This window comes from Synechococcus sp. W4D4, from assembly GCF_047716805.1.
Taxonomy (GTDB): domain Bacteria; phylum Cyanobacteriota; class Cyanobacteriia; order PCC-6307; family Cyanobiaceae; genus Vulcanococcus.
Genome location: NZ_CP180404.1, coordinates 1,989,405 through 2,013,795, shown reverse-complemented (window position 1 = coordinate 2,013,795; position 24,391 = coordinate 1,989,405). Strand labels below are relative to the sequence as shown.

At 55.0% G+C, this 24,391-nt stretch carries 19 protein-coding genes; 16 read left to right on the top strand and 3 right to left on the bottom strand.

Annotated elements, in window-relative coordinates; translation table 11 throughout:
• Positions 1–51: 51 nt before the first annotated feature.
• The 3 genes from hisS to ACLM42_RS11140 are packed head-to-tail and all read left to right on the top strand — an operon-like array spanning position 52 to position 3,135.
• Positions 52–1,320 (top strand): histidine--tRNA ligase, encoded by a 1,269-nt coding sequence (hisS, locus tag ACLM42_RS11150; protein ID WP_415399126.1) that lies wholly within the window; start codon positions 52–54, stop codon positions 1,318–1,320.
• A gap of 17 nt (positions 1,321–1,337) precedes the next feature.
• Entirely contained in the window at positions 1,338–2,096 is a 759-nt protein-coding gene (locus tag ACLM42_RS11145) for a glycosyltransferase (protein WP_415399125.1), read from the top strand.
• Positions 2,097–2,100: 4 nt separating this feature from the next.
• Complete coding sequence (locus tag ACLM42_RS11140; RefSeq protein ID WP_415399124.1) at positions 2,101–3,135, top strand: glycosyltransferase family 4 protein; 1,035 nt, start codon at positions 2,101–2,103, stop codon at positions 3,133–3,135.
• Here ACLM42_RS11140 and ACLM42_RS11135 read toward each other — a convergent pair.
• The 3 genes from ACLM42_RS11135 to ACLM42_RS11125 are packed head-to-tail and all read right to left on the bottom strand — an operon-like array spanning position 3,132 to position 7,325.
• Positions 3,132–4,661, bottom strand: a complete 1,530-nt coding sequence (locus tag ACLM42_RS11135) for a hypothetical protein (RefSeq protein WP_415399123.1) — start codon at positions 4,659–4,661, stop codon at positions 3,132–3,134. The genes ACLM42_RS11140 and ACLM42_RS11135 overlap by 4 nt on opposite strands.
• 14 nt (positions 4,662–4,675) lie before the next feature.
• On the bottom strand, positions 4,676–5,656 hold the full coding sequence (locus ACLM42_RS11130) for a glycosyltransferase family 2 protein (protein ID WP_415399122.1): 981 nt from the start codon (positions 5,654–5,656) through the stop codon (positions 4,676–4,678).
• Positions 5,646–7,325, bottom strand: a complete 1,680-nt coding sequence (locus ACLM42_RS11125) for a hypothetical protein (protein ID WP_415399121.1) — start codon at positions 7,323–7,325, stop codon at positions 5,646–5,648. The genes ACLM42_RS11130 and ACLM42_RS11125 overlap by 11 nt, the downstream gene beginning before the upstream one ends.
• A gap of 33 nt (positions 7,326–7,358) precedes the next feature.
• On the opposite strand from ACLM42_RS11125, the gene ACLM42_RS11120 reads away from it, so the two are divergent.
• The 13 genes from ACLM42_RS11120 to ACLM42_RS11060 all read left to right on the top strand — a co-directional run bounded on the left by ACLM42_RS11120 (position 7,359) and on the right by ACLM42_RS11060 (position 24,387).
• Positions 7,359–9,761, top strand: a complete 2,403-nt coding sequence (locus ACLM42_RS11120; RefSeq protein ID WP_415399120.1) for a glycosyltransferase family 4 protein — start codon at positions 7,359–7,361, stop codon at positions 9,759–9,761.
• Positions 9,695–10,675 (top strand): nucleotide-diphospho-sugar transferase, encoded by a 981-nt coding sequence (locus ACLM42_RS11115; RefSeq protein WP_415399119.1) that lies wholly within the window; start codon positions 9,695–9,697, stop codon positions 10,673–10,675. Before ACLM42_RS11120 ends, ACLM42_RS11115 begins: the two co-directional genes overlap by 67 nt.
• Complete coding sequence (locus ACLM42_RS11110; RefSeq protein ID WP_415399118.1) at positions 10,675–11,910, top strand: glycosyltransferase; 1,236 nt, start codon at positions 10,675–10,677, stop codon at positions 11,908–11,910. Before ACLM42_RS11115 ends, ACLM42_RS11110 begins: the two co-directional genes overlap by 1 nt.
• Positions 11,907–12,968 (top strand): glycosyltransferase family 4 protein, encoded by a 1,062-nt coding sequence (locus ACLM42_RS11105; protein WP_415399117.1) that lies wholly within the window; start codon positions 11,907–11,909, stop codon positions 12,966–12,968. The genes ACLM42_RS11110 and ACLM42_RS11105 overlap by 4 nt, the downstream gene beginning before the upstream one ends.
• A complete protein-coding gene (locus ACLM42_RS11100) occupies positions 12,965–14,194 on the top strand; it encodes a hypothetical protein (protein ID WP_415399116.1) in 1,230 nt (409 codons plus the stop codon). The genes ACLM42_RS11105 and ACLM42_RS11100 overlap by 4 nt, the downstream gene beginning before the upstream one ends.
• A gap of 105 nt (positions 14,195–14,299) precedes the next feature.
• Positions 14,300–15,910, top strand: a complete 1,611-nt coding sequence (locus tag ACLM42_RS11095; protein WP_415399115.1) for a hypothetical protein — start codon at positions 14,300–14,302, stop codon at positions 15,908–15,910.
• 25 nt (positions 15,911–15,935) lie between these two features.
• Positions 15,936–17,258 carry a hypothetical protein gene (locus ACLM42_RS11090; RefSeq protein ID WP_415399114.1) on the top strand — a complete coding sequence of 441 codons (1,323 nt, stop codon included), beginning with the start codon at positions 15,936–15,938 and terminating at the stop codon, positions 17,256–17,258.
• Positions 17,248–18,921 (top strand): DUF6311 domain-containing protein, encoded by a 1,674-nt coding sequence (locus tag ACLM42_RS11085; protein ID WP_415399113.1) that lies wholly within the window; start codon positions 17,248–17,250, stop codon positions 18,919–18,921. The genes ACLM42_RS11090 and ACLM42_RS11085 overlap by 11 nt, the downstream gene beginning before the upstream one ends.
• A gap of 67 nt (positions 18,922–18,988) precedes the next feature.
• Positions 18,989–19,858 (top strand): hypothetical protein, encoded by an 870-nt coding sequence (locus tag ACLM42_RS11080; RefSeq protein ID WP_415399112.1) that lies wholly within the window; start codon positions 18,989–18,991, stop codon positions 19,856–19,858.
• 179 nt (positions 19,859–20,037) lie between these two features.
• Positions 20,038–20,988: a hypothetical protein gene (locus tag ACLM42_RS11075; RefSeq protein ID WP_415399111.1), complete on the top strand. Its 951-nt coding sequence runs from the start codon at positions 20,038–20,040 to the stop codon at positions 20,986–20,988.
• Positions 20,985–22,244, top strand: a complete 1,260-nt coding sequence (locus ACLM42_RS11070) for a hypothetical protein (protein ID WP_415399110.1) — start codon at positions 20,985–20,987, stop codon at positions 22,242–22,244. The genes ACLM42_RS11075 and ACLM42_RS11070 overlap by 4 nt, the downstream gene beginning before the upstream one ends.
• A complete protein-coding gene (gmd, locus tag ACLM42_RS11065; protein ID WP_415399109.1) occupies positions 22,244–23,416 on the top strand; it encodes a GDP-mannose 4,6-dehydratase in 1,173 nt (390 codons plus the stop codon). Before ACLM42_RS11070 ends, gmd begins: the two co-directional genes overlap by 1 nt.
• Entirely contained in the window at positions 23,416–24,387 is a 972-nt protein-coding gene (locus ACLM42_RS11060) for a GDP-L-fucose synthase family protein (protein ID WP_415399108.1), read from the top strand. Before gmd ends, ACLM42_RS11060 begins: the two co-directional genes overlap by 1 nt.
• Positions 24,388–24,391: the final 4 nt, after the last annotated feature.

Below are 24,391 nucleotides of genomic sequence, written 5' to 3'. Positions count from 1 at the left end.
TTGTCGCCGTTTCCGCTGATCCTCCAAACTGGCTTTAGTTCAGGAGTGGCGGTGGCGAAGCTGCAGAGCCTTCGGGGCATGGTCGATGTGTTGCCCGAGCAGATCGGCCTCTGGCAGCAGGTGGAATCCACGGCTCGTGACCACTTCGCACGAGCGGGTGTTGCGGAGATTCGAACACCGGTTTTGGAAACCACTGAACTCTTTGCCCGAGGCATCGGCGAAGCCACCGATGTGGTCGGCAAGGAGATGTACACCTTCAGCGATCGTGGGGATCGCAGCTGCACATTGAGGCCTGAGGGCACCGCCTCCGTGGTCCGAGCAGCGATTCAGCACGGATTGTTGAGCCAGGGCCCGCAACGGCTCTGGTATGGGGGGCCGATGTTCCGCTATGAGCGCCCCCAAGCTGGCCGGCAGCGCCAGTTTCACCAGATTGGCCTGGAAATGCTTGGCTTTGACTCAGCGCGTTCCGACGTTGAGGCGATTGCGACAGCTTGGGATCTGCTCCAGGACTTGGGTGTCCAAGGTTTGGTGCTGGAGCTGAACTCCCTCGGTAGTGCGGCAGACCGGGCTCACTATCGCGAAGACCTCGTGGCTTGGCTCTCCGCTCGCGAGACGCTGTTGGATGAGGATTCTCAGGCTCGTTTGCGTACCAATCCCCTGCGCATTCTCGACAGCAAGAACAAGGACACCCAAGCCTTATTGGCCGATGCCCCCACGCTTGCCGATGCGTTGTCCCCAGAGAGTCTGGACCGCTTCGCCCAGGTCTGCTCCGGTTTGACAGCTCTTGGCATTCCTTTTGTCTTGAATCCTCGGCTGGTCCGTGGTTTGGATTACTACAGCCACACAGCCTTTGAAATCACAAGTGATCAGCTCGGGGCGCAAGCCACCGTGTGTGGCGGCGGCCGCTACGACGGTCTCGTGGAGCAGCTCGGTGGGGCATCGACTCCCGCGATTGGCTGGGCGATTGGCTTAGAGCGTTTGGTGCTCCTGCTTTCGCAGCTGGCCCCGGTGACTACTGATGCTCCTGATCTGTACCTGGTGAATCGTGGCGACCAGGCTCAATGGTCTGCGCTTGCTCTGGCGAGGGAGCTCAGGCAACGTGGATTGAGGGTTGAGTTGGATTCCTCTGGTTCAGCCTTTGGCAAGCAGTTCAAGCGAGCCGATCGCAGTCGTTCAGCCTGGGCTGCCGTGCTCGGCGATGGCGAGGTTGAGCAGGGAATCGTGACTTTGAAGGCACTACATCCGGACACGGAACTTCCGAAGGAGCAGATCTTGAAGTTGACCGAGATTGATCAGTTGGTCAGTATCCTTTCGGCTTGAGCATGTCGGGGACTCAGGTGCGTGTTGCTGCACCCAAGATTTCAATCTTGATGGCGACCTGGAATTGTTCCTCCTTATTGGCGACTTTCTTCAGGAGTCTCGAGGAGCAAAGTCCAGGGGATTGGGAGTTGTTGATTCTCGATAATTGTTCCTCCGATGGCCTGCCTCAACTGGTGCGGCAATACCAAGCAGCTCATCCAGATCACTTGATTCGCTTCAGCTCTCAGGCTGATGTGGGGATCTATGACGCCTGGAATCGAGGTGTCGCGTTGGCACGGGGAACATACTTGTGTTTCATCGGTGCCGATGATTCTTTTGTGAGTTCGCATAGTTTGCAGCAGCTGCTTGATTTGTCGACCTCATCGGCAGAGTTGATTACCTGCCGAAACTCGTATTACTCCTCAGATGGTCATTTTCTTAGAAACTGGGGTTCTCCCTGGCGTTGGAAACGAATGCGGGAGTCAATGAATATTGCGCATCCAGGAATGCTTGTGCGCCGTGACTTGTTTGAGCGGTTTGGTTTGTTTGACCCAAGTTTCAAAATCTGTGGCGATTACGAATGGTTCTTGCGTCTTGCACCCGCGGTGTCTTCGGTCCATAGCCAGACTTCCATTCTCAAGATTGTTCAGGCTGGGGTGAGTCACATCAAGATTGGTGCCGTTTATGCGGAAACATTTCGTGCTCAAGCACGACATCTCAATCTGCTGTGGAGTGCCGGATGTTGGCTCCTGAATTGGTTGAAATATGGTCGCCGGCGTTTGATTGGTCTGGCTTGAGACCATGCTTCTTCTGAATTACAAGCCCGTTCTGCATCAGCCAACTGGAATAGGTGTGTATGCCAATGCCGTCTTGCCGGAGTTGCAGAAGTTCGAGCATGTGCTGCTTCCTGGTGGAGGCTCGGGTGGCAGTAAAGAGCGTTTGAAGCGCCTGGCCTGGTCTCAGATTCAGTTGCCCAGGCTGGCAAAGAAACTGAACGCAGATTTGATCTTCACCCCTGCTCCCGAGGGATATCTCGGTGAACAGTCTGTGCCGCAGGTTGTCATGGTTCATGACTTAAGGCCCTTAAGTCATCCAGAGCGCTCGATGCAATCCCTTTACTTCAAAAACTGGGTTCCGCCACTCCTCAGGCAGTGCAGGCATATCCTGACGAACTCAAACTTTACAGCCGCGGAAATATGTCGATCCACAGGTATCCTCGCAGAGAAGATCAGTGTGACTCCCCTTGGGTATGCCGTTGATCACTTCTATCCAGCAGAACTGACGCAGCGGCTCCATCCTCGCCCCTACCTCTTACACATTGGTCAGGCTTATCCCCATAAAAATCTCGAGCGTCTGATTCGTGCATTTCATCTGATTGTTGATCGGTTCCCTGAGGTTGACTTGTTGTTGCTTGGCAAGTCTCACCCTTCCGAGACACAAAGACTCCAGCAGCTGACATCCGAATTGCGCTTGTCAGAAAGGGTCATTTTCAAAAGTTACGTGCCCTATGGAGATCTGCCGAACTGGTATCGGGGAGCTCTTGCTTTTGTGTACCCGAGTCTTTGGGAGGGCTTCGGTCTTCCTGTCCTTGAGGCAATGGCTTGTGGTTGTCCTGTCTTAACGAGCTATGGATCAGGGACGCAGGAAGCAGCAGGAAATGCGGCATACCTGATTGACCCGCTGAATGTTGCTGCTCTTCATGCAGGCCTGGTTGCCTTGCTTTCAGATCCAGCGTTGAGAGATTCGTTACGCGTTCTTGGACTTCATCACAGCGAAAACTTCAGCTGGAGACAGTGTGCTGAGAGAACTAGACATGTTCTTAATCAGTTGATCTAGTTAAGGCTGTGGCCTCTTTTTGCGAAAATCTGTACCGACTGATCTTGGCTAGGTAGAGCAACTTTGCTGATCTCTTCCCAGTTGGCTTCAAGAGCTGCTAGGCATCTCTGAGATAAATGAGGGCTGGCAATGAAGAGGTCTACTTCTCTAGATAACCATCGATCGCACTGGCCTTCGATGGTTGTATGCAGCCCTAGTTGTTTTGCTGGCTGACTTTGATTAATGCTGCTATCGATCATGTTGATCGACCACACTGGGTGAATGCCTTGTGTTGAGACTGGTTGATTCCTTCTCCAGTGCAAGTTGATGAACTCTGGGGCTGCGAATGTAATGGATGTATCTGAAGCTAGGTACTCAAGAAGTTTGTCCTGTGTCTCTAGGACCTGCCTGTCACCAGCACTTGCAGGCCGCATCGGATAAAAGCTGACACCGGCAAGTATGAGAAGGGTTGCCCAAAGGGCGAGTTTTCGGCTTGCTGGCTTCAGTGCTCTTTCAACAAAGGCAAGGAAGATGCATGCTCCGCACAGATCCATCAGGATGTAGTGATGATGAATGTGGGACTTCCAATATGAGAGATAAAGACCTGTCAGCCAAGCCCCGAGTAGCAGGCATAAGATCTTCCTGTTTCTACTTCGATTGGAAACTCCGCTCAAAATCAGACCGAATAAAAAAGCGAATAAAAAGATGAACGGAATGCCAAAGGTTTTTGGGCTGAGTAGTTGAATCACTTCGCTTGCAAAGCTTTCGAGGGTGCTGTTGGGATACATGGCTGTATTCCATTCTCTGAGGATGCCGATGGCTCCATGCCATGCCATGTTGAGGGTATCTATCGAAGCCAAGTAGGGCGTAAAAGGTAGAAGGACGCCTGTAGCAAGTCCTGCTGCGATGGCTCCGAAACGAACTTTCCCCGCCGAATAGCTCCTTCTGGCAAGAAATAGGAAGAGAGTTAGTAATGCTATAGGGATTAGTAGATTAGGTCTGATTCCTGCGCTGATGCCGATTAAGGTGGAGCCGATGAAGGTGGCTATTCGGTTTCTCTTTATTTCGTGAGACTCGACCCCTAGCGCGATTACGCATGCCCCTGTTGCCATGAAGAAGTTGGAATAAACCTCTAGATGTCCGATGCTTCCTCCAGGAAGGAGAGGCGCGAGAAGGACATATAGAGCCCCGGCTGTCCTGGTTTGATCGCTCTGGGGTGTAGTGCGCTTTCTATTGCGGATGCAGGCAATCAATGTGATGGCAAGCCCCGTTCCAGCAAGGGTGAACCAACTGGCTAAGAGGTGAATATTCAGGGATTGGCTGATGGCTCCAGGGAAGAAAAGCCATTGCACATGCGGCCATTTCGGGTCAAAAAAATCGATGTAGATCTGGTTCCCTTTGAGGAAGCTTTGGCCGATCGTAATAAAAGTGTCAATATCCCAGTCAATCCTGATGCCTCGAATGCTGCTTCTTGCAATGAAGAGGAGACTCCCAAAGGCTGCTCCAGCAAGCAGCAGGAGGCTTTTTTTAAGCGATGACCAGTGCACCAGAGGAACCTGCTTCAAAGGACCATTGACTTTTCTGAGGTCGATCTCCAGGTGTCTCGGATGAGATAAAGAGGCCTGCCTTTGACTTCTTCGAAAATTCGCCCCAGATATTCACCGAGTACTCCCATCCCGACGAGCTGGATTCCTCCTAGGAACAACACAGCTGTCATAAGAGATGCATAACCTGGCAAGTCAATTCCAAATAGCAGTGTCCGTAGAACCATCCATCCTCCGTAACCCAAGGCAAGCAGTGCAATGGCGAGACCTGCATAGCTCCAAACCTGCAACGGCATTCGACTGAAGGAGGTGACTCCGTCAATGGCAAAGTTCCAGAGCTTCCAATAGTTCCAGTTTGTTTGACCGAGTTTTCGTGGATCTCGGTCGTAATAAATCGCGGTTTGCCTGAAGCCAACCCAAGCGAAGAGGCCCTTCATAAAGCGACTGCGTTCGGGCAGCTTGAGTAGTGCATCAACAACACAGCGATCCATCAGCCTGAAGTCCCCTGTATCGGCGGGGATTCCTGTTTTGCTTAACCGGCCCATGAGCCGGTAGAAGCCATAGGCGGTGAAACGCTTCGTCTTGCTTTCTCCAGCGCGCTGCCGTCTCACGGCGTAGACAACGTCGTAGCCATCCCGCCAGCGGGCCAGCATTCCTTCGATGACCGACGGCGGATCTTGCAGGTCTGCATCGAGGGGAACGACAACATCACCATTGGCGGCCTCCAAGCCAGCTGTGAGTGCCGCTTCTTTGCCGAAATTCCGCGAGAGGCTGACGATCGTTGCCGTGATCTGAGGCCGCTTCCTCAGCTCTTCCTTGGCCACTGCGACGGAGCGATCTCGGCTTCCGTCGTCGACGAGCACGAGCTCGAAGCCAATCCCAATCCGGGTCAGGCTGTCATCGAGCTCTGCAATGAGTGCAGGGATGCACTCTTCTTCATTGAGGAACGGGATGACCGCGCTGAGCAGTGGCTGTTTCCGGCGTTGTTCAGCGTCCATAGCCATAGCGCAGCGCAACCTCCCAATTGCCGGCTTGAAGTGGAATCATCGTCCATCCGTCTGGAGCTCTCGTCAGTTCAAACGGTTGTTGATTCCATCCCTCGGACGGATCAGATGGTCTGACCAGCACCTTCCAGCGGGGATCCGACCACTGCATCAGTTTCAAGTTCCCCGGGGTCTTTGCGTCCACCAGCAACCGCCGCTCCGTTGGTGATTTGAACGTCATTTCGACAGTGCCGGACCCGGAGAACGATGACCAGTTCCCCTGAGGCCAGTTGGGCAGCCAAAAAATGGCCAGCCTTTTGTTCCACGAGCTCTCCGGAATCGCGGCGGGGCTGTAGTCCGGGACTCCTGAGAGGGCGATTCGGCCATCGCGCGTCGCCGTAAATCGTTTGCTGAGCTCTCCAGTGCTTGGCAGCGACTCCACCCCTGTCGGACAAGGAACCAGGGGGTCACAGCCCAGCAGTGTCCGATTCGCTTGGATTTCCTCACGGCTTGGTGCATGTCCGACGAGGTTGGTGCGAAACCTCCAGAGCGAGTCGAACCATGCTCCAACTGCAGCCAGCGCAGTCAGTAGTAAGGCCACGCGTCTCCAAGTCGACGGTTTGAGTCTTGCGTTGTGTTGAACCCCTACCGAGGCCCACCAGAGCAAGGCGCCCATCCAAGTTGGACTGAGCCAGCGCCAGGGAAACTGAATCCGCTGCAGCGGCCTCACGAGTTCATAAACAGGCGCACTCATCGGCACCATTAGGAGCAGACCGCATGTGGCGAGCACCAGTCCCCAACGCCCAATGGGATCAACGGAGCGGCCCCACCCCAGCCACCTGCTGATGAGGATCGAGCCGATCACCACGGCTTGAATCCAAATCAAGCGCCCGAAGCTGAACTGACCGGTCTGGCCTGAACCAAAGAATTCCCCGGGCAGCAGGCCCTCTGGAATCGGAGGCCTGACGGTTGGCAAGGCCAAGAGGGCTGGCAGCCAGAACGGTGAGGTCACGGTCAGCGCCAGGAGTCCACTCCAGAGCCAATTTCGCCATTGCCGCGATCCCCGCAAGACCACTCCAGCGGCTATCAGCCAGATCAGAGCTGTGAGCAGGCTGGCGTTCCAGTTGCTCAAGATCACCCCAGCCATGGCTGCGCTGCTTAGAGCGATCCCCCAGCGCTTCTCTTGCTTCAGCCCCAGCAGGCCCAGGGTGAGCCACCACAGCAATCCTTGCGCCAAGGCTTCGGGCCAGGCGCCCCGGACATAGAGGTTCACCAGGAAGTAGGGGTTAAGGACTGCACCCCACAGCAGGGCCCAACGCCATTCCCCTTGGCTCAACCAGTATTGGGCGAGCACTGCGGCTCCCACCGCGTTGACCAGCGTTATCACCAGTAAGCCACTGGCGAGGGCATGGTCTGGCGGGATGCCGGCAACCAGGGGAATGCCAACCAAAAGCCTGAATAGGGGCGGGTAGATCAACAGGGCATGGCTGCCCGCCCCGGCCCAGGGCAGATCACTCCACGTGGGCCAGAGCCAGCCACCCTGGACGGCCTTGGCCCAAGCCACGGCCCAGCCCAGATGCAAGTAGCCATCGGGCGTATCCAGGGGAACCCCGGCGATCCCTAGGGGCAGCCAGCTGATGAGCGCCAGGCCCACTGCCGCCAGCAACAGTGCCCGTCGCCCCATCGCCCCTCAAAAATCTCCTGGCATTCTGGGGCGATGCGCCTCGCGTTCTTTCTCGACAACCGAGGTTTTGCCGGCAAGGGCCCGCTGGAGGATCCCCGCCTTGGGAACCCCGGCATTGGCGGAACTGAATTCGCCTTCTTGGCGACTGTTGCACTCTTGGCTGCGGATCCGGACGCCTGCACGCCGTTGCTGTTCCTCACCGCTCCGCAGCCCGTCGTTGGTTTGGAGCACACCACCCATCAGGTCGCTGGGTTGGCGGACGCGCTCGTGACGGCCAGGACTCTGGGGGCTGTCGCTTTGGTGTTTCGTCCCGGTTGCGTGTCGCCGGTTGATCAGCAGGCGCTAACGCAAAACACCCTGCCCCTTGTGGCCTGGTGTCACAACCTGGGTTGCGACCAACAGCGCTTCTTTGAAGGACTCCTGTCTCTGAAGCGCTGGGTCCTGGTCAGTGGTGCCCAGCTGGATGCCTTTCGTCACAGCCGCTTGGTACAGCGGGCCTGCGTCATTCCCAACCCGGTCCTGGTTCCAGGAGACGCGCAGCGAGGCCCAGCTCCAACGGATCTTGCGTATGTCGGTGCGATCACGCCCTTCAAAGCCTTTGATCGCCTCGCACGGATCTGGCCTGAGATCGCCCGTTCCTGTCCAGAGGCGCGGTTGCGGGTTTTCGGTGGTGCTGATCTCTATGCCGGAGGCGGAGCATCTGCGCTGACCCCCTATGAGCGCTGCTGCCGGGATCTCTTGGACCGGGGTGGTTACGGCGATCGGGTTGTCTTTGAAGGCAGCCTTGGTTTGGAGCGTTACGCCGCTTTTGCAGATGTCGCGGTTGGAGCGGTGAATCCCTCGGGTCGGGATGAAACGTTCTGTTTGAGTGCCGCCGAATTCAGCGCTTGCGGGATCCCCGTCGTGGCTCCCCGGCGCCATGCCCTCGTTCAAACCGTGCTGGATGGCACCACCGGTTTGCTCGCGGGAAGTGATGAAGAGTTTGCGCAGCACTGCATCGCCCTGCTTCAAGACCCGGAGCGCCGGGCGTCTCTTGGTCAGGCAGGCCGGAGTCACATGCAGCTGGCCTATGGCTCGGGGCAATTGACCAGCCTCTGGACCCAGTTGGCCGCTGAACTCAAAGCCGATCTGCAGGTCGTCCCAACACCGCCATCGACGCCCTGGTGGCACGAAGGACGTTGGCTCAGGCAACTTTGGGGCCTGCCCTTGGTGTTTCCGCTTTGGCCCAGTTGGCCCGTGCTCAAGTCCGGAGTTAAACAGCTGGTGCAAGGGAGTAGCCGGGCCATCACCCCTCTTGGCGTTGGTCTGCTTTCGACCTTGGCGGCATTGACCGTGATGCTGCTGGTGGTCTTTGGCAAATACGGCGGCAACCCGACCGGCTTGGCCAGGGTGGGGGACCAATTCCACCTGTCTCCGCGGGTTGCGCAGCAGGAGTTGGTGGTCTTGGCCGGCAAGCGGGGTAATGACGGGCAGCAGTACCTCGCGTTGGCTCTGGATCCCTGGCAAGCGGACCCGGGAACGAGTCAGGCCCTCGATAACCCGATCTATCGAGGCAAGCGGTTGCTTTATCCCCTGCTGGCTTGGGTCTTGGGTTTGGGTCAGCCGGGGGTGATCGCTTGGTCCTTGGCCGGTCTCAATGTGCTGGCGATTGGTAGTGCAGCGGCGCTGGTGGCCCTTTGGGCGCAGCAGCATCAACGCTCGCCCCAATGGGGTTTCGCTGCGCTGCTTCTGCCGGGTTACTGGATCACCCTCAGCCTGGACACCGCGGATCTCTTGGCCACGGTTGGATTGCTGGCCGTTGCGGTTACGTGGTCTGCCCAGCGAAGGGGATGGACCGCGTTTGCCCTGGCCGCTGCGTTGCTCAGTCGAGAGACATCCGTGTTGGCTTGGGCTTCGACGGGCTTGACCGCCTTATGGCAGCGCCGTTGGAAGTGGCTTCTCCCATTGGCCTGCGTCCCACTGCCGTTGTTGCTGTGGACCCAGGTCTTGAACAGTCGATTTGCTCAAACCCAAGACGGTTTGCTGGCCTCGGTTCATTTCGGCTGGCCTGGGGTTGGCTTACTCCAAAAACTTGCGCAGTTGCTGGGTTTCTACACCTTGCCGGGCCCTGAGCCGTCGCTTCTTGAGCGCCTTTTTGATGCCGCGAGCCTCGCCCTTTGGGCCGCCACGTTGTTGGTGCTTGCCGCGGTTGCCCTGAGCACTCGGGCCTCCCGTTGGTTGCGCCTCACCTCGGCGGTTTATCTGCTTCCGGCGCTGTGCACGAGCACCCAGATCCTGGCCCGTTTCCCGGACTACACCCGGGTGTGGATTGATTTGGCCAGTCTGGCCCTCTTGGGCTTGCTGCAACTCCGCAGCCGTTGGTTGAAACCTTGGCTGGCGGCCTGCGGCTGTATCAGCCTGGGCTACTGGGCGGGCTACTGCTGGTTAGCGCCATGAGTTTCAGCACTCCCGTTCTCTTGATTGCGTTCAATCGCCCGGAGAGCACAGCCCAGGTGTTGCGGTCTTTGGCTGAGATCAGGCCTCCAAAGCTCTACGTGGCTTGTGATGGTCCAAGACCTGAGCGCCCAGATGAAGTCCGGCGCTGTGATGCCGTTCGCACGTTGGTGTCTGAGATGGATTGGCCCTGCCAGTTGCGGACCTTGTTTCAGCCCACCAACCTGGGCTGCCGCGCTGGGGTCACCGCCGCGCTGGATTGGTTTTTCGAGCAGGAGGAGGAGGGCATTGTTCTGGAGGACGACATCGTTGCCGACCCGAGCTTTTTCCCCTTCTGTCAGGAGTTGCTCGAGCGCTATCGCCATGACGAGCGCGTTGGCGTGATTGCGGCCAACAACCATCAGCGCCTGCCCCCCAGCGATGGCAGCAGTTACCGGTTCTCGATCTACAGCCATTGCTGGGGTTGGGCCAGCTGGCGTCGGGCTTGGCGTTGCAACGACCCTGACCTAAAGGGTTGGCCGGCGTTTCGTGATGGTCAATGGCTGGAGCAACTGGGGGGAGAGCCCTTGGCGCGGCGTTGGGGCCAATGGTTGGATCAGCTCGCGGCTGGGCAGATCGACACCTGGGACATGGTCTGGCAGTTCAGCTGCTGGCAGCAGGGGTTTTTGACCGTGATCCCTGCGGTCGAGCTCGTTGAGAACATTGGTTTTGGTGTGGATGCCACCCACACCCTCGATGAGCGCTCTCCCCTTGGGACGCCTGGATCGCTCAGCTTCCCCTTGCGCCATCCAACGGTGATGCAAGCCGATCGTCTCCGCGACCAACACACGTTTCGGCGACTCTTCAAGCGCAGCCGCCGAGCGAACTGGTTGCGCAAGGGCAGAAAAGCACTGCGCTTGCTGGGCTGGAGGTCCTGATGCGCGTTGTTCAGGTCTCCACTTACGACGGCGGACAAGGCGCTGCACGGGCAGCCTTCCGCTTGCATCGGGCCCTACGGGATCAGGGCATCGACAGCTCTATGCGCGTGGCCCACGCCAGCAGCGGTGACGCCTGGGTGCAGGCTCCCCGCTCTAAGCCGCGTCAGGCCATGGCGTTGTTGCGAAGTACTGCCAGTTGGTGGCTCAGCAAACCGCAGCGCAGCGCTAACCCGGTCACCCATTCGGTGGCATCTCTGCCCTCAGGGCTCGACCGTGAGCTCAATGCCAAAGGGGCCGATCTGCTGCATTTGCATTGGCTCCAAGATGAATTCCTGTCGGTGGAGGCCATTGGTCGTCTGCGGGGGCCCGTGGTTTGGACCCTGCATGACACCTGGCCGTTTTGCGGCAGCGAGCACTATCCCCTTGATGCGCAGGATCAGCGCTTTGCTTTGGGCTACCGCCGCGGTAGTCGCTCGGAGCTGGATCGCGGGTTGGATCTGGATCGATGGACTTGGCTGCGCAAAGGCAAGGCCTGGCGATCGTTGTTGCCACGGCTGCAGTTGATCGCTCCGTCCCGCTGGATGGCTGAGCAGGCTTCGCGTTCTGCCTTGTTGCATGGGGTGCCGTGCCAGGTCCTGCCCAACGCCATTCCCCAAGTTTTTCGACCCAGTGAACCGTCGCAAGCGCGAGCTGCCCTCGGTTGGCCTCAAGACAAGCGACTGATTTTGTTCGGAGCGATCGATGCAACGGATCCCCGTAAGGGGGCTGATTTGCTTCAGGCGGCGCTTCGATGCTTGGTGCATCAAAACTCCGGTCAGCTGATGGCAGTGATCCTTGGGCAATCCCAGCCCAAGCAGACCCAGGATTGGCCGATTCCGGTTCTCTACAGCGGTCGTTTCCATGACGACGTCAGCCTTGCTCTGGCCTATGCCGCAGCGGATGTCGTTGTTGTTCCCTCTCGGATGGACAACCTGCCCCAGTCCGCCACCGAAGCGATTGCCTGTGGCACACCTGTTGTGGCCTTTGACCAGGGGGGAATGGCTGATGTCATTGCCCATCGCCAAACCGGTTGGTTGGCTGAGCCCTTCGACCCAGAAGCGTTGGCTCAAGGAATCCGTTGGGCCTTGCAGCGTCCTCAGGACCAACCGGTGCTCTCTGAGAACCTCGACCGGTGGCGTTGTGATGCAGTGGCCCGAACCCACATGGATCTCTATGCCGAGGTATTGAGCCGGTGATCTTGCTGGTGACCTACGACGTTCGTCGACCTGGCGGCATTGAGCGCCTGAGCTTGCAGGTGTTTGAGCAGCTCAAGCAGCTGGGACTGCACCCGCGGCTCCTGGCAACCCGTCACCTCGGGCCTGGAGTGCTGGGGCGTTGGCTTGGTCGGGTTTGGTTTTTGCTGCAGCTCCTCTGGTGGCTTCCCCAGGCCAAGAGTGTGTTCAGCATGCATGTGCTGCTTCTGAAGCCGCTGAAGCTCCGTGCGCTGTTCCCCGCTCTGGCTGCCAGGCCCCTCTATTGCTGGCTCCATGGGATTGAGGTGTGGGGCAAGGCGTTGGCCTCGGCACGCCGAGATCTACGCGTCTGCACGGCTTTGGCTGCAAGCAGCACTTTTACGGCCCAGCAGGTCCGGGATGGGCTTCCTGCTTGCCCACCGATCACAGTGGTGCATCCGTGTTCGGATCTGAAGTTCCCGGACCAGATCCCGCCGCCAGGGTTGCCCCTTCGCCTGTTGACGGTGGCGAGGCTTGATGCGGGCGAGCGATACAAAGGACATGACCAGATCCTGGATGCTTTGCATCTGCTTAAGCAGCAAGGCGATTTGGACCCTGCATTGCGCTGGATCGTGGTCGGTGATGGCAATGACCGCACGAGGCTGCAGGAGAAAGCTCTCCGCTTGGGTGTGGCCGCGCAGATTGATTGGCGAGGTCGCTTAAGCGACCAGCAGTTGATTGAGGAGTTTGGGCGTTGCAGTGTGTTTGTGATGCCCAGCGAGTTTTCTATTGATGCCGCAGGTCAAGCCACTGGTGAAGGCTTTGGGATTGCCTATCTGGAGGCCGCAATGGCTGGACGCGCTTCGATTGGTGCGCTTACCGGGGGGCAGCAAGATTTGATCTTGGATGGTGAGACGGGTTGGTTGCTCTCGACAGCTGATCAGTCGTTGCCGATGCTCTTGCGCCGTCTTGCCAATGATTCCGTCCAGTTGGAGCAAGCCGGCCGTCAGGCTCACGAGCGGGCCTGTGTGGTTTTTTCGAGAGATGCGCAACGTCAATCACTGATGAGGCTGCTGGCATGAACCTGATTGCAAGATTCCAGCAACAGACCTTGCGTGTTGCTAGTTGGCTAGCCATTGCTGGGGCTTTGCTCTTTGGCCTTGGGCTCTATGTCCAAAACCTGGCTGCCTTCCCCTCCAATGTGGGCGTCAGCGAGTGGTGGGGTTCTGAGCTCGCCATTCGTTACTGCAGTGGGTTTGTACGTAGAGGGCTGTTGGGCCAAGTCAGCTGGCTCACAACTGGTTGGCTTGGTCATCAAGCTTCTTATGTCCAGGCGTTAGCTGTCCTGATGGCGGGAGCTGTTCTCCTGCTTGGATTTGTTTTGGCCGTCGGCCTGATTCGTCGTTGTGGATGGCGCGTCGGGTTGCTGATTTTGATGGCTCCTGTGGGCTGGCCAGTGATGCTGAACCATGCGGGCGCTTTATTTCGCAAAGATGCTTTGCAAGTTCTACTCGGTGCGCTGCTTCTGCTTCTTTGGAGGTCGATTTCGAGAGAGCAGCTAACCAGCCGACGTTTTGCTGTCTTCTTTCTCATTGCCTTCGTCCAGATTTTTGCGGTTTTTAATCATGAGCCATTCGCTCTTCTCATTCTTCCTTGTTTGGCTTTCGCTGAATTCCAAAAGAGTGCTTCTTGGTTTCGATCGCTTCTTATTATCTCTCCTGGATTGATTTCTTTCCTTGTCGCGGCGATTCATCGTGGGAATCTGCGCCAAGTCCATTGTCTTGCTGAGAGTTTGCAAGGTTTAGGCCTTCTCGCTCCAGACGCTTGGCCGGGTTCATCAATTACTGAGTTGGCTTTGAATAAGCCGAGCTTTTTTACATGGGATCTATCCACAGCGGCACTGTCTTGGTCTGCAGTGCATTTTGTTGTGATGTCACTAGCGGCTTTAGCGAGTTATGGATTATTGATGAGCACAACATGTTTTGCTCACCCTCTACGCAAAGCAGTCGGTCTGTGGTGCCTGCAACTATTGGCAGCTCTTCCACTGTTTATGGCGACGATTGACTATGGCCGATGGCTTGCAATGATCTTCTGTTCCGGATTGTTACTCGTTTTAATTGCTACCCCTACTCATCGATACGATATCTGCACTTCAAATTTACGTATTCTTAACACATCTCAGCTGACGCTTGTTCTTGTAGAGCTACTAGTGCTGCCAACGCATTGTTGCACGTATGGCTTCGACCGTATCTATGCGGTCATCCCTTATGCCGGCTTGAGTGCTTGGAAGTCAATCCTTCATATCTAGGGGTTAGGAAAAATGCTTTTCAAAAAGACTAGTCTTGGCTCCTTTATCCTGAGCAAGCAGAGGAGTCTTTATTGGCTCATTCTCGGCTTATACCTGGTTTCAGCCTTGAGCCTCTCCTTTGATGGCGGCATGACTTATGACGAAGAGGTCGACTATATCGGTCTAAGGGATCAGCTTTCATTTGCTCTAAAGGTACTTGCTGGAGAACGTCCTGACTTTGAGGGAATTCATGACAATCTTGAATTTTATGGCATAGCGGGAAAGCTGCCAGGATGGCTTCTTTGGTTTACTCACAAGCAAATTACTGGTCTTGGACTGGGATTGAATCAAGCCCTGAACAGTTTTCATGTTAACCATCTTCGAGAGAATTACTTTGCTTTCTCGAGGCTGTCTTTGATTCCGATGGCCGTTCTGATGAGTGTATTTCTGCGTCAGTCTGCCAAGTACCTCAAGATTTCATTGCCATGGATCGCTGCTGCAAGCTGTTTTCTTTTTCCCTCATTAGTTGGTCAGTCCTACTTTAATGTTAAAGACTTTCCATTCGCTCTCTTCTATACAGCTTATACGGCCTCCTTGGTCTACCGACTCGCTGGAGCTCGTTCAAAAAAACATGTCTTGTCACTTCCTCGAGGATATCTCCTGTCGGTTCTCCCGGCTGCGGCACTAATTAGCACCAAGGCAATCACGGTTATTCCTTATCTAATAACGGAATCTGTTTTTCTTGTACTGATTTGGTTGCATCAGTATAGATCTAATGAAGGGCTTCTCTTTGAGCTTCGCTGTACTTTGTTTGGCATTCTGTTGACTCTGCTCACTGCGGTCCTGATGCATCCGGCCGCTTGGATCGAGCCTGTTCGGTATGCGCAGGCCAACATTGATGCCTTCTCTCATAATGCGCGAAGCCACTGCGGGCTTCTTCTCGGGTCTTGCATTGGACCAGAGCATCAGGAATGGAATACTGCTTCCTACGCGATCTCTTGGTTATGGATCAAGATTCCACTCTTCTTTTTAATTGGCATCATTCTATTCATAGCCTGTCTACGCTCTCTTCGTCACTCACGCCTCCTCCTGTGGATCCCAGTTATTCTCCAGTTTATTTTAATTCCAGTATTGGCAGCGATTAAGAACTCATCCTTATATGCCCAGGATAGGCATTTATTGTTTATCTATCCAGCTTTGATTCTTGTTGCATTTGGCGGCTATGACTTGTTTGCGCAAAAGATTATTGATTATCCAAGGCGCATGCGCATGATCTTTTCCGGACTGACGGTCTTACTGTTTGCAACCTTTACGTTTGATTCGATCAAGATGCAACCCTATCAATACCTCTATACATCAGAACTGTCGAGACCATTTGTTAATTCAAGTAATACAATTACTGATTATCTGGGCTATGGCACAAACGAATCACTCAAACGAGCTTTTCGTCAAGGCGATCTACCCAGAAGCAACGGCTTGATTAGGAAAGTTTCACAGTTCCCGCTGAATAGTCTGGTAGAACAACATGGCTTGCATCAGACTTCATCAGTCACGGCTCCGCGGCTTATTTATCACTCCACAGTTCGGGAGTCGTCTTCCAGTTTTTCTCCAGCGAGCGCTCCAGATGAGACCTGCCGTGTGATCAGCCAGGTCAGGCGATCGCTTGTGCTAAGTCCTAAACCTATAGAGATCGGAGCTCTCTGGAGCTGCGAGAAAAGCACCTTGTCCAATGACTGACTTACTTGGACGTCAAATGAGGCAAATGACCGTTGCCTCTCTTTGTGTCATCCCAGCAAGCTTAATCCTGTTGACTTGTAGCTTACTGAGACGACAGGGCATCCCGATCCTCCCGATCCAGAACTTGATTCTGGGTTCAGAACTGTTCTTATTTGTTGCTTCGGCTTTCATTGTGATTGCCTCTGGTTTTTATGGAGTATTGCTTTATCGAACCTCAAAAACAGCGGCTGTCTTTCCACTTAAGCGGCGATTCCTGATGCTTCTGCTCGGGAGCCTAGTCTCCTTTTTAGTGATTGCTGCTTTTTCGGGCTCTCGTTACGACTACGTTGCGTATCAATATCAATGGTCCAATATCTTACAAGGCAAAAATCCTTGGACGAATCTGCCAACGGGGCCAAATGCCTATGGCCCTATTTATAACGCATTTTCGGCCGCCTATGGTTTGCATCCCTTGCTGCCAAAAGCTCTGTTCGTAATAGTCCTGTTTTTCTTCTCGGTTTTCCTGTCATCCACAAAGAAAACTGTAAAAATTGCTCCGCTTCTTGTCGCTTTGAGTCCATTCTCTCTCTCCATCGTTGCTGTTTATGGCTTCATGGACGTGCTTCCTGGCACTCTTTTTGTGCTGTCCATATGTCTGATGGGCCGTCAAAAAGACTTTGCGTCTGGTTGCTTTATGGCCATGTCAATCTTTTCCAAATTCTATGGACTCTTGGCTATTCCGATTGTCATTCTCAGACTTGCTTTCGATCGCTCTTCTTGGCGAGTCTGGAGATTTGCAATTGGACTGCTTTCTGTCTCTGCTGTGGTTCTTATTCAGAGTCTCTTAAAGCATGGTCCTTCCTTTTTGGTTCCTGTGATTTGGTCTGGTCAGCGTGATCCAAGCCTCTTCAGCATTGCTCGTGTCTCTGGGGTCGAGCAGTTGTCGACTTACGTTCCAGTTCTTCTGTCAGCTGCAGTATTTATTACTTCAGGACTCTTCTTCTATTTTCGAAGGCGAGTTGTTTTTGAGGAGTATTTACTTTCTCTGTATTGCTTTGTTTTTGCTCTTTATCCTCTAGGTCATCAACAATTTGCTTTGCTTCTCGTCCTTCTTTTGGCTCTGGTCTGGAGTAGGGAGACTCCGGATGAGTGTCTGAGTTCAAAGTTGGGCAGTATCAAGCTCCTGATTGGTTCCGTGCTGATAGCGGGATTGATGTCGATACAACTTATCTTTGAAAGCTTCTCTGAGCTTAAGCCCTCCATCACATCTGGCATCTTGGATTCCCTGTCGATTGTGTACCCGCTTCTTCTGTTGGTCGTAGCCATCTTCTACTTGATGCCCTATTCACTGATGAGCCGTGACGCTTAAGTACAGACTGCTTGAAATCCTTATTGCGCTAATTAGCGGCTTTCTTTGCCTTGAGCTGACTGTCGGACATTCAGTGCTGGATCCGACTAACGTTGCGTGGCTGCTGAATGGTGGCGATTATCAACAGCACTATCTTGGCTGGGAATTCTTTCGCCTTGAGCCGCTTCTTCAGTTTCCCTTGGGTTCGTTGCAGAAGTTAGGCACAGGTGTGTTGCCTTCAGTCGTTTATACCGATTCCTTACCACTTTTTGCGATTCCACTCAAGGCGATCTTCTCCCTCATCGGTTTCACGGAATTCTTCCAGTACAGCGGTCTTTGGATATTTAGCTGTTTCTCACTTCAGGTTTTCTTTGCTCGGCGCTGTTTGAAGTTGATGGGCTGTTCAAGCGTAGGAGCTTGCGCCCTGTCTTTTGTCGTGGGCTTGTCTCCGACTCTCCTTTTTCGCTTAGCAGGACACGACTATCCCGTTGGCCATTTGGCTTTGATGGGCCAATGGCTCCTCCTGTGGTCCATCAATCTGACTCTGCTTCGACATTGTTCGATTCGTAGCTGGAGTTGGCTACTTTTCTTGGCACTCGCCACACATGCCTATTTGTTTGCGATGTGCGCTGCCTTGTTTTTTGCAGATTTTCTAAATAAAGAACCTCGTCTCGCAAGGCCTCGGATCAAGAGGGGCTTACTCCTACTGCTTTGTCTGCTGATTCTAGAAGCCCTATCTATTGGCTATTTCTCGTCGAGCTCTTCTGCCTATGCGGATACTGGGTATGGAACCTACAAGTGGAATCTGCTTTCTTGGTTCAATGGAAGCCCAAATTGGTCAGCGCTACTGCGCCTATGGACTGTTGATAACGGCGAGTATGAGGGATTCTCTTACTTAGGGTTCCTTCCAGTCTTTTCGCTACTCTTTTGCTGCCGGCGCAATAATCGACTCTATCTCCGATCCATACTATTGTCTCATTGGGAAGTCTGGCTCGCCTCTGTTCTGATGGCTGCCTTCGCCATGACGTTGTCGATCGGCTTCGGTCCATTCCAGTTCCCCATATCAGGCTTGCCCTTTCCTTTAAGTCTAATCGGTCAAACTTTTCGTGCTTCTGGGCGCTTTATCTGGCCACTCTATTACCTAGTGTCATTGACACTGTTATCCATGCTTGATCGAGCTATTCGGAGAGTTGCATCAAGAAAACCTCTTTATTACTTCGTATTGTCATTCTTAGTGTTAATTGCTTTTTGGGACTTGTCCCCTGCATTGTCGCAGCTTAGGTTGTCCCACTCGCCGCCCCATTCGGTGTCTTCCTGCCCCATAGCCTTGGATTCAGATGGGTTGAAAGTGCATAGCATTCCTGTTCGGAATAGGCCTGAAAACTGGTCCTATTGGCAGTGGTTTGCTTTGTGTAACGAGGCTTCTACATCAATCGGAAACTTTGCTCGCTTCGATGATAAGCAGGCATCTTTGCTTGATCGCAGGCTCCGGTCCGAGTTGTCCTCGAGTAGGCCGGACCCCAATACTATCTATATTGTTAATGACTTGGACTTTCTGGTCGGACTTAATCTTCCAAAGTTGTTTGTTAATGGCAGTTGGATTGCGGGCGCCAAGCCGATGATTTTATCGGTATCGCGACTCTTGGAGCCCTCGAAGCCTGTTCCTGGTGAGTCCTATGAGTAGAGAGTCTGTCGATGCCGCAAACAAAACCTGGCTGGCAAAGCATCGAACTAAGCGTGCTTATTTAGCCTTGACTGATTGGCTGGAGCGCCGTCGATACCCATCCTTTGGAGACGACTTGTTATCGGCTGAGGATGCTTCACGGCTGATCCATGATGTAGTGGAAGGGGGTAATCCATTCTTGGTCTCTAGGCTTGGTTCAGTGGAATCACGCCTTTTAGGTGAACATCTTTATTGCTCGAGCTCGTACAGCCGTCTGACTTTTCTTCAGGCGCACAATAATGCGGGGATCTTTCCTGTAACGAAATCGGGTCTCTCTCAGTCTGCTGAGCGTCTTTTGGCAGCTTCTGGTCAAGTGGACTTGATGGGGCAATGGCAAACCCCTTACCAGGCCAGGATGATTTCTGAACATCTCTTTCCGTCGCAGTTCACCGCGCTCTCCTCTATTGAGCCCTGGTGGGCTGTCCGCCCTTGGACTCTTGCTCTCAAAGGTAAAAAGATCCTCGTCATCCATCCTTTTATCCGTACCATTGCTGATCAGTATCAACGCAGGGCAGAGCTTTTCTCCGGCGCTCTTGCGCTGCCGGACTTCTCCCTCTTGCTGGTCAGGCCCCCGCAAACACTGGGAGGACAAACTGAAGAGTTTGGTTCCTGGATTCAGGCCCTTGATGATCTCGTCCGCAAAGTCCGTGCCGTTGACTTTGATGTTGCCCTGATTGGTTGTGGTGCGTATGGCTTGCCTTTGGGTGCTGCGATCAAGGCGATGGGTAAACCTTCTATTCACCTCGGTGGAGCGCTGCAACTCTTATTCGGGATTCGTGGGCGCCGCTGGGAGGCAATGCCCCAGTACGCAGCATTGATGAATGATTCCTGGGTGCGACCGTCTCCGGATGAAACACCACGCGCCGCGAACAAGGTGGACGGAGGCTGTTACTGGTGAAAGGCCCCAAAGAGCTGTCTGGCGAGTGCGTACGAGAACTGTGGCTGCGCCTAGCTGATACAGGTTGCTTGGGCTATCGCCACGCTCTTGATGGCTCAAGACGGTCTACAGGGTCCTATCCGCAATTGATCCTCGCGAATCCGTTGGCGCTCCCCTCATATGTGGATGATGTTCGGCTGGTGAGTCACGCCTACCGGAGCTCATCGATTGCCCACTATCCGTGCATCGAAACGTGGGCTCTTGCAAAGGGCATTAGCAGAGGCCAAGCAGCTCAGTACCGACGGATTCAATACCACACCATTCGCAAGCAGCTCAACAAGCCCATCAAACTGCTTGAGGGTTCCTACGCCGTATTCCCCCATCTCACCAGTCACTTCGGCCATTGGGTTGGTGATCAATTGGGTGCCTTTCTTTGGTATGCGCGTCAGTTGCAGGCACTGTCGAATCCACCCCGATTGATTGCCATCGCGCCCTCTCAGAGCTGGGCCGAGTTTTTGATCGAGCTTTGCCCCACGGACTCCCTTTGGGTGATGACCCCGCAGGAGTTCCTGAACGCGAACTGGGTTTTGCAGCGTGCCATGGTGCTTCCGCGCATGAGTCCCTGGCAGAACTTAATGCTGCTTCGCGATTGCCTTTCCCCCGCCTTGCCTCGTTCCGAGGAGCCCCTCTCAGAGTCGTCCAGTCCTCGCCGCATCTTTCTCTGTTCCCAACGTCAGGAGCGAATCCTGAATCTTGAAGCTGTTCAAGACCTCTTTCGAGACCATGGCTATTCCGTCCTGAATCCAACCTCCCATTTGCCGAAACAGCTTCTGCGTTGGATTCGACAGGCATCCAGTCTCTGGTGTGAGCAAGGTTCGATGGTGATGAATGCCTTGCTTTCGCGTGATCGTCCTTACCGTCTCCTGGAGCTGAGCCCGTTGAACTCTTGTCGCTATCCAAGTGAATTGCAGATGTTGGGTGGTGGTGTCTACAACAGTTTTCATCTCGGCTTGATCAAGCCTTTTTATTGCCAGCCGGCTGTGGATTCAGTGCGCTTGGACCGCCAACTGCACCCCTATCAACGGCAGCTCGTTGTTGACTTGGCTGTTTTGCGACAGGAACTGGCTCGTGAAGGTGGGAGTCCTCAATGAATTCGCGATGGATCCCTTTAGTTCTCGTCTTTTTGGTGGGTCTACACCTGCCGAGAGCCTTCACTCTGCTTTATCTGCTCTATGCGGTTCTGTTTTGGCAGACCCGTAAAGCTCCCGCGGTGGCTCCCCGTCGGTTATGGCCGCTCCTAGCTCTTGCGGTCTTTAGTGTTGGTTACGCCTGGGCGTCCCTCCACTACGGACTGTGGTCGCTGCACGGCCGTGATCTTCTCGATCTGATCTCCATGCTCGCGCTGCCCATTGGGGGCGTTTGGTTGGGAGCGCGTTTGGCCCAGTGCTGGACGCCACGTCAACTCAGCTGGATCTGGTTGGCCTATGGCCTTGGCGCGTTGGCTTACGTCTGGGTGGTGCTGGTCCTGGGTCGCGATGCGTTACCCAGTTCACCTCTGGAAATCTGGAGGCAGCACAGGGATTTGAGCATTGCCGTGCCCTGGGGGCAGCAAGAGGTGATGAACGTGCGCTCGGTCGAGCAGAATGCTTCTTTTGCGGTCGCTTGGATGTTCCCAGGCCTCTGGCTGCTACTGGGCAAGGGGCAATCGCGACTTGCCCAGTTGATGGTGGCAGCGGGGCTGCTAGGTCTGCTGGCTGTCTTGGCCTTCCATGGCCGGATTGGGCTTTTGGTGGGTTTGCTGTCGTTGCTGCCTCTCGCCTGGGCAGTTTCCTCGGAGCGGCAGGTCGTGCGTCAGTTCTTCAAGCTGAGCATCTGGGCCATGTCAGGCCTTGGCGGTTTTCTGCTGTTGTCGCTTGTCTCGTTGCTTTGGGGGCGCGGCGACATCACCTCCCGTCTCTTGGCCCGTGTCTACGACGAGCGCCTGGATCGCTTTCTCGCTTTTCAGGCGCACATTCCAGAAACACTTTGGGGTGGCCAGCGATTGAGCTTTGAGTATTTCGAGCAACAACGCCGGGTTTGGGTTGGTTTCGACGCTTCTGCGGGTGACCTGCTCCACAACGTGCCGTTTGACCTCGTTGTGAGAGCCGGTCTGATCCCGGCCATTGCGCTCCTGCTAGCCGTCGTTCCCCTCCTGTGTCGGTCCTTAAGGCAGCTCGGTCAGCTGCTCAGAGACCCCGCATCGCGTGGACATGCACTGATAAGTGCCTGCTTCTTGATTGTGTTGACAGTGCAATGGCTGTTCCAGCCTCTGATCTATGCCGACGGGTTGCTCTTTTATCTTGGGTTCTTCGGCTTGGGAGCCCTGGCTTTTGCGCCAGCGCTCATGCCTCCTTTGGACAGAGAGTGATGAGCTTTGACCCCGCCTCGATTGATTGCAACGGGCGCAAGGCTCTGATCACCGGAATCACAGGTCAAGACGGCAGTTATCTGGCGGAGCTGCTTCTCGAGAAGGGATACGTCGTTCACGGCATCAAGCGCCGGGCCAGCAGTTTTAACACCACCCGGATCGACCACCTCTATCAAGACCCGCACGAGGCTGACCCTCGTTTGGTCCTGCATTACGGGGACCTGACGGACAGCACCAACCTGATCCGCATCATTGAGCAGGTCCAGCCCGACGAGATTTACAACCTCGGTGCTCAGAGCCATGTGGCGGTCAGCTTTGAGGCTCCCGAGTACACCGCCAACAGCGACGCGTTGGGCACATTGCGGATTCTCGAGGCGGTCCGGATGCTGGGCCTCACGGATACAACCAAGATTTACCAGGCCAGCACCAGCGAGTTGTACGGCCTGGTTCAAGAGATTCCCCAGAAGGAAACCACGCCCTTCTATCCCCGCAGCCCATATGCCGTCGCCAAGTTGTACGGCTACTGGATCACGGTCAATTACCGCGAGAGTTACGGCATGTACGCCTGCAATGGCGTGCTCTTCAACCACGAATCGCCGCGCCGGGGCGAAACCTTTGTTACCCGGAAGATCACGAGGGGTCTCGCCCGCATTGATGCGGGGCTGGATCAGTGCCTGTTCATGGGCAACCTCGACTCCCTGCGGGATTGGGGCCACGCCCGTGACTACGTCGAGATGCAGTGGCGGATGCTTCAGCAGCAGACCCCGGAAGACTTCGTGATCGCTACCGGCCGTCAAGAAAGCGTGCGCCGTTTTATTGAGCTCACGGCTGAGCAGTTGGGTTGGGGCGCCATCCAGTGGGAAGGCAGTGGTGTCGATGAAGTTGGCAGGCGCTCGGACACCGGCACCGTTGTCGTCCGGATCGACCCGCGTTACTTCAGGCCAGCTGAAGTGGAGACCCTGCTCGGGGATCCCACCAAAGCACGGGAGAAGCTGGGCTGGACCCCCACCACCACCCTCGAAGAACTGGTGGCTGAGATGGTGGCAACGGATAAAGAGGAGGCTGCGAAGGAAGCGCTGCTGCGGCAGCAGGGCTATCAAGTGGTGGGCTCGATGGAAAATCCCCCCACTAATCCTTCCGCCGTTGCCCCGAGCAAGGGACCGAAAGCCTGATGGGTACGTTGATTTCCAGCGAGGACCGCATTTTCATCGCGGGGCATCGCGGCATGGCCGGCGGAGCCATCTCCCGGGCTTTGCAGCGGGCGGGCTACAGCAAACAGTTGTTGTTCGATCGGGCGGCGCTTGATCTTGAGGATTCCTCATCAGTGAATGCCTTTTTTCAAGCTGAGCGGCCTGATGTGGTCGTGCTTGCTGCGGCGAAAGTCGGCGGGATACTTGCTAACAGCACATATCCAGCGGACTTTCTGCTCGCTAATCTCGTTATTCAAACTAATGTAATTCGGGCAGCGTACGAATGTGGCGCCAGAAGGCTCCTCTTTCTCGGGAGTAGTTGTATTTACCCTAAGCTTGCCGAGCAGCCAATTCGTGAAGAGTCTCTACTTACCGGCTCTTTGGAGCCTACTAATGAATGGTATGCCGTCGCGAAAATAGCGGGGCTTAAACTTTGTCACGCCTTGAGAGTCCAGCATGGATTTGATGCGATTTCGCTAATGCCTACTAATTTGTATGGCCCTGGTGATAACTATCACGCCACCGATAGCCATGTTGTAGCTGCACTCATTAGGCGTTTTGATGAAGCAGTGACCGCTGGCTCTAAATCTGTGAGGTGTTGGGGTTCCGGTGCGCCCCTGCGCGAGTTCCTGCACGCTGATGATTTAGGCGAGGCGTCTGTGTTCGCGCTCGAGAATTGGTTTCCGGTTGAAGGGGACCCACAATTTCTCAATGTTGGTACGGGCACTGATATTTCGATCAAGGAGCTTGCCGAAGCAGTAGCCCGCGCCACTGGATTCTCGGGCGAGATCATCTGGGATGCGTCGAAGCCCGATGGAACGCCCAAGAAGCAACTCGATGTCAGCCGTTTAGCCTCGTTGGGTTGGACCGCCCGAATCCCCTTGGAAGAAGGCTTGGTCAGCACCGTGGCTCTCTTCCGCGAGCAGCTCAAACAACAGCTCGTTCGCCTTTAAACCC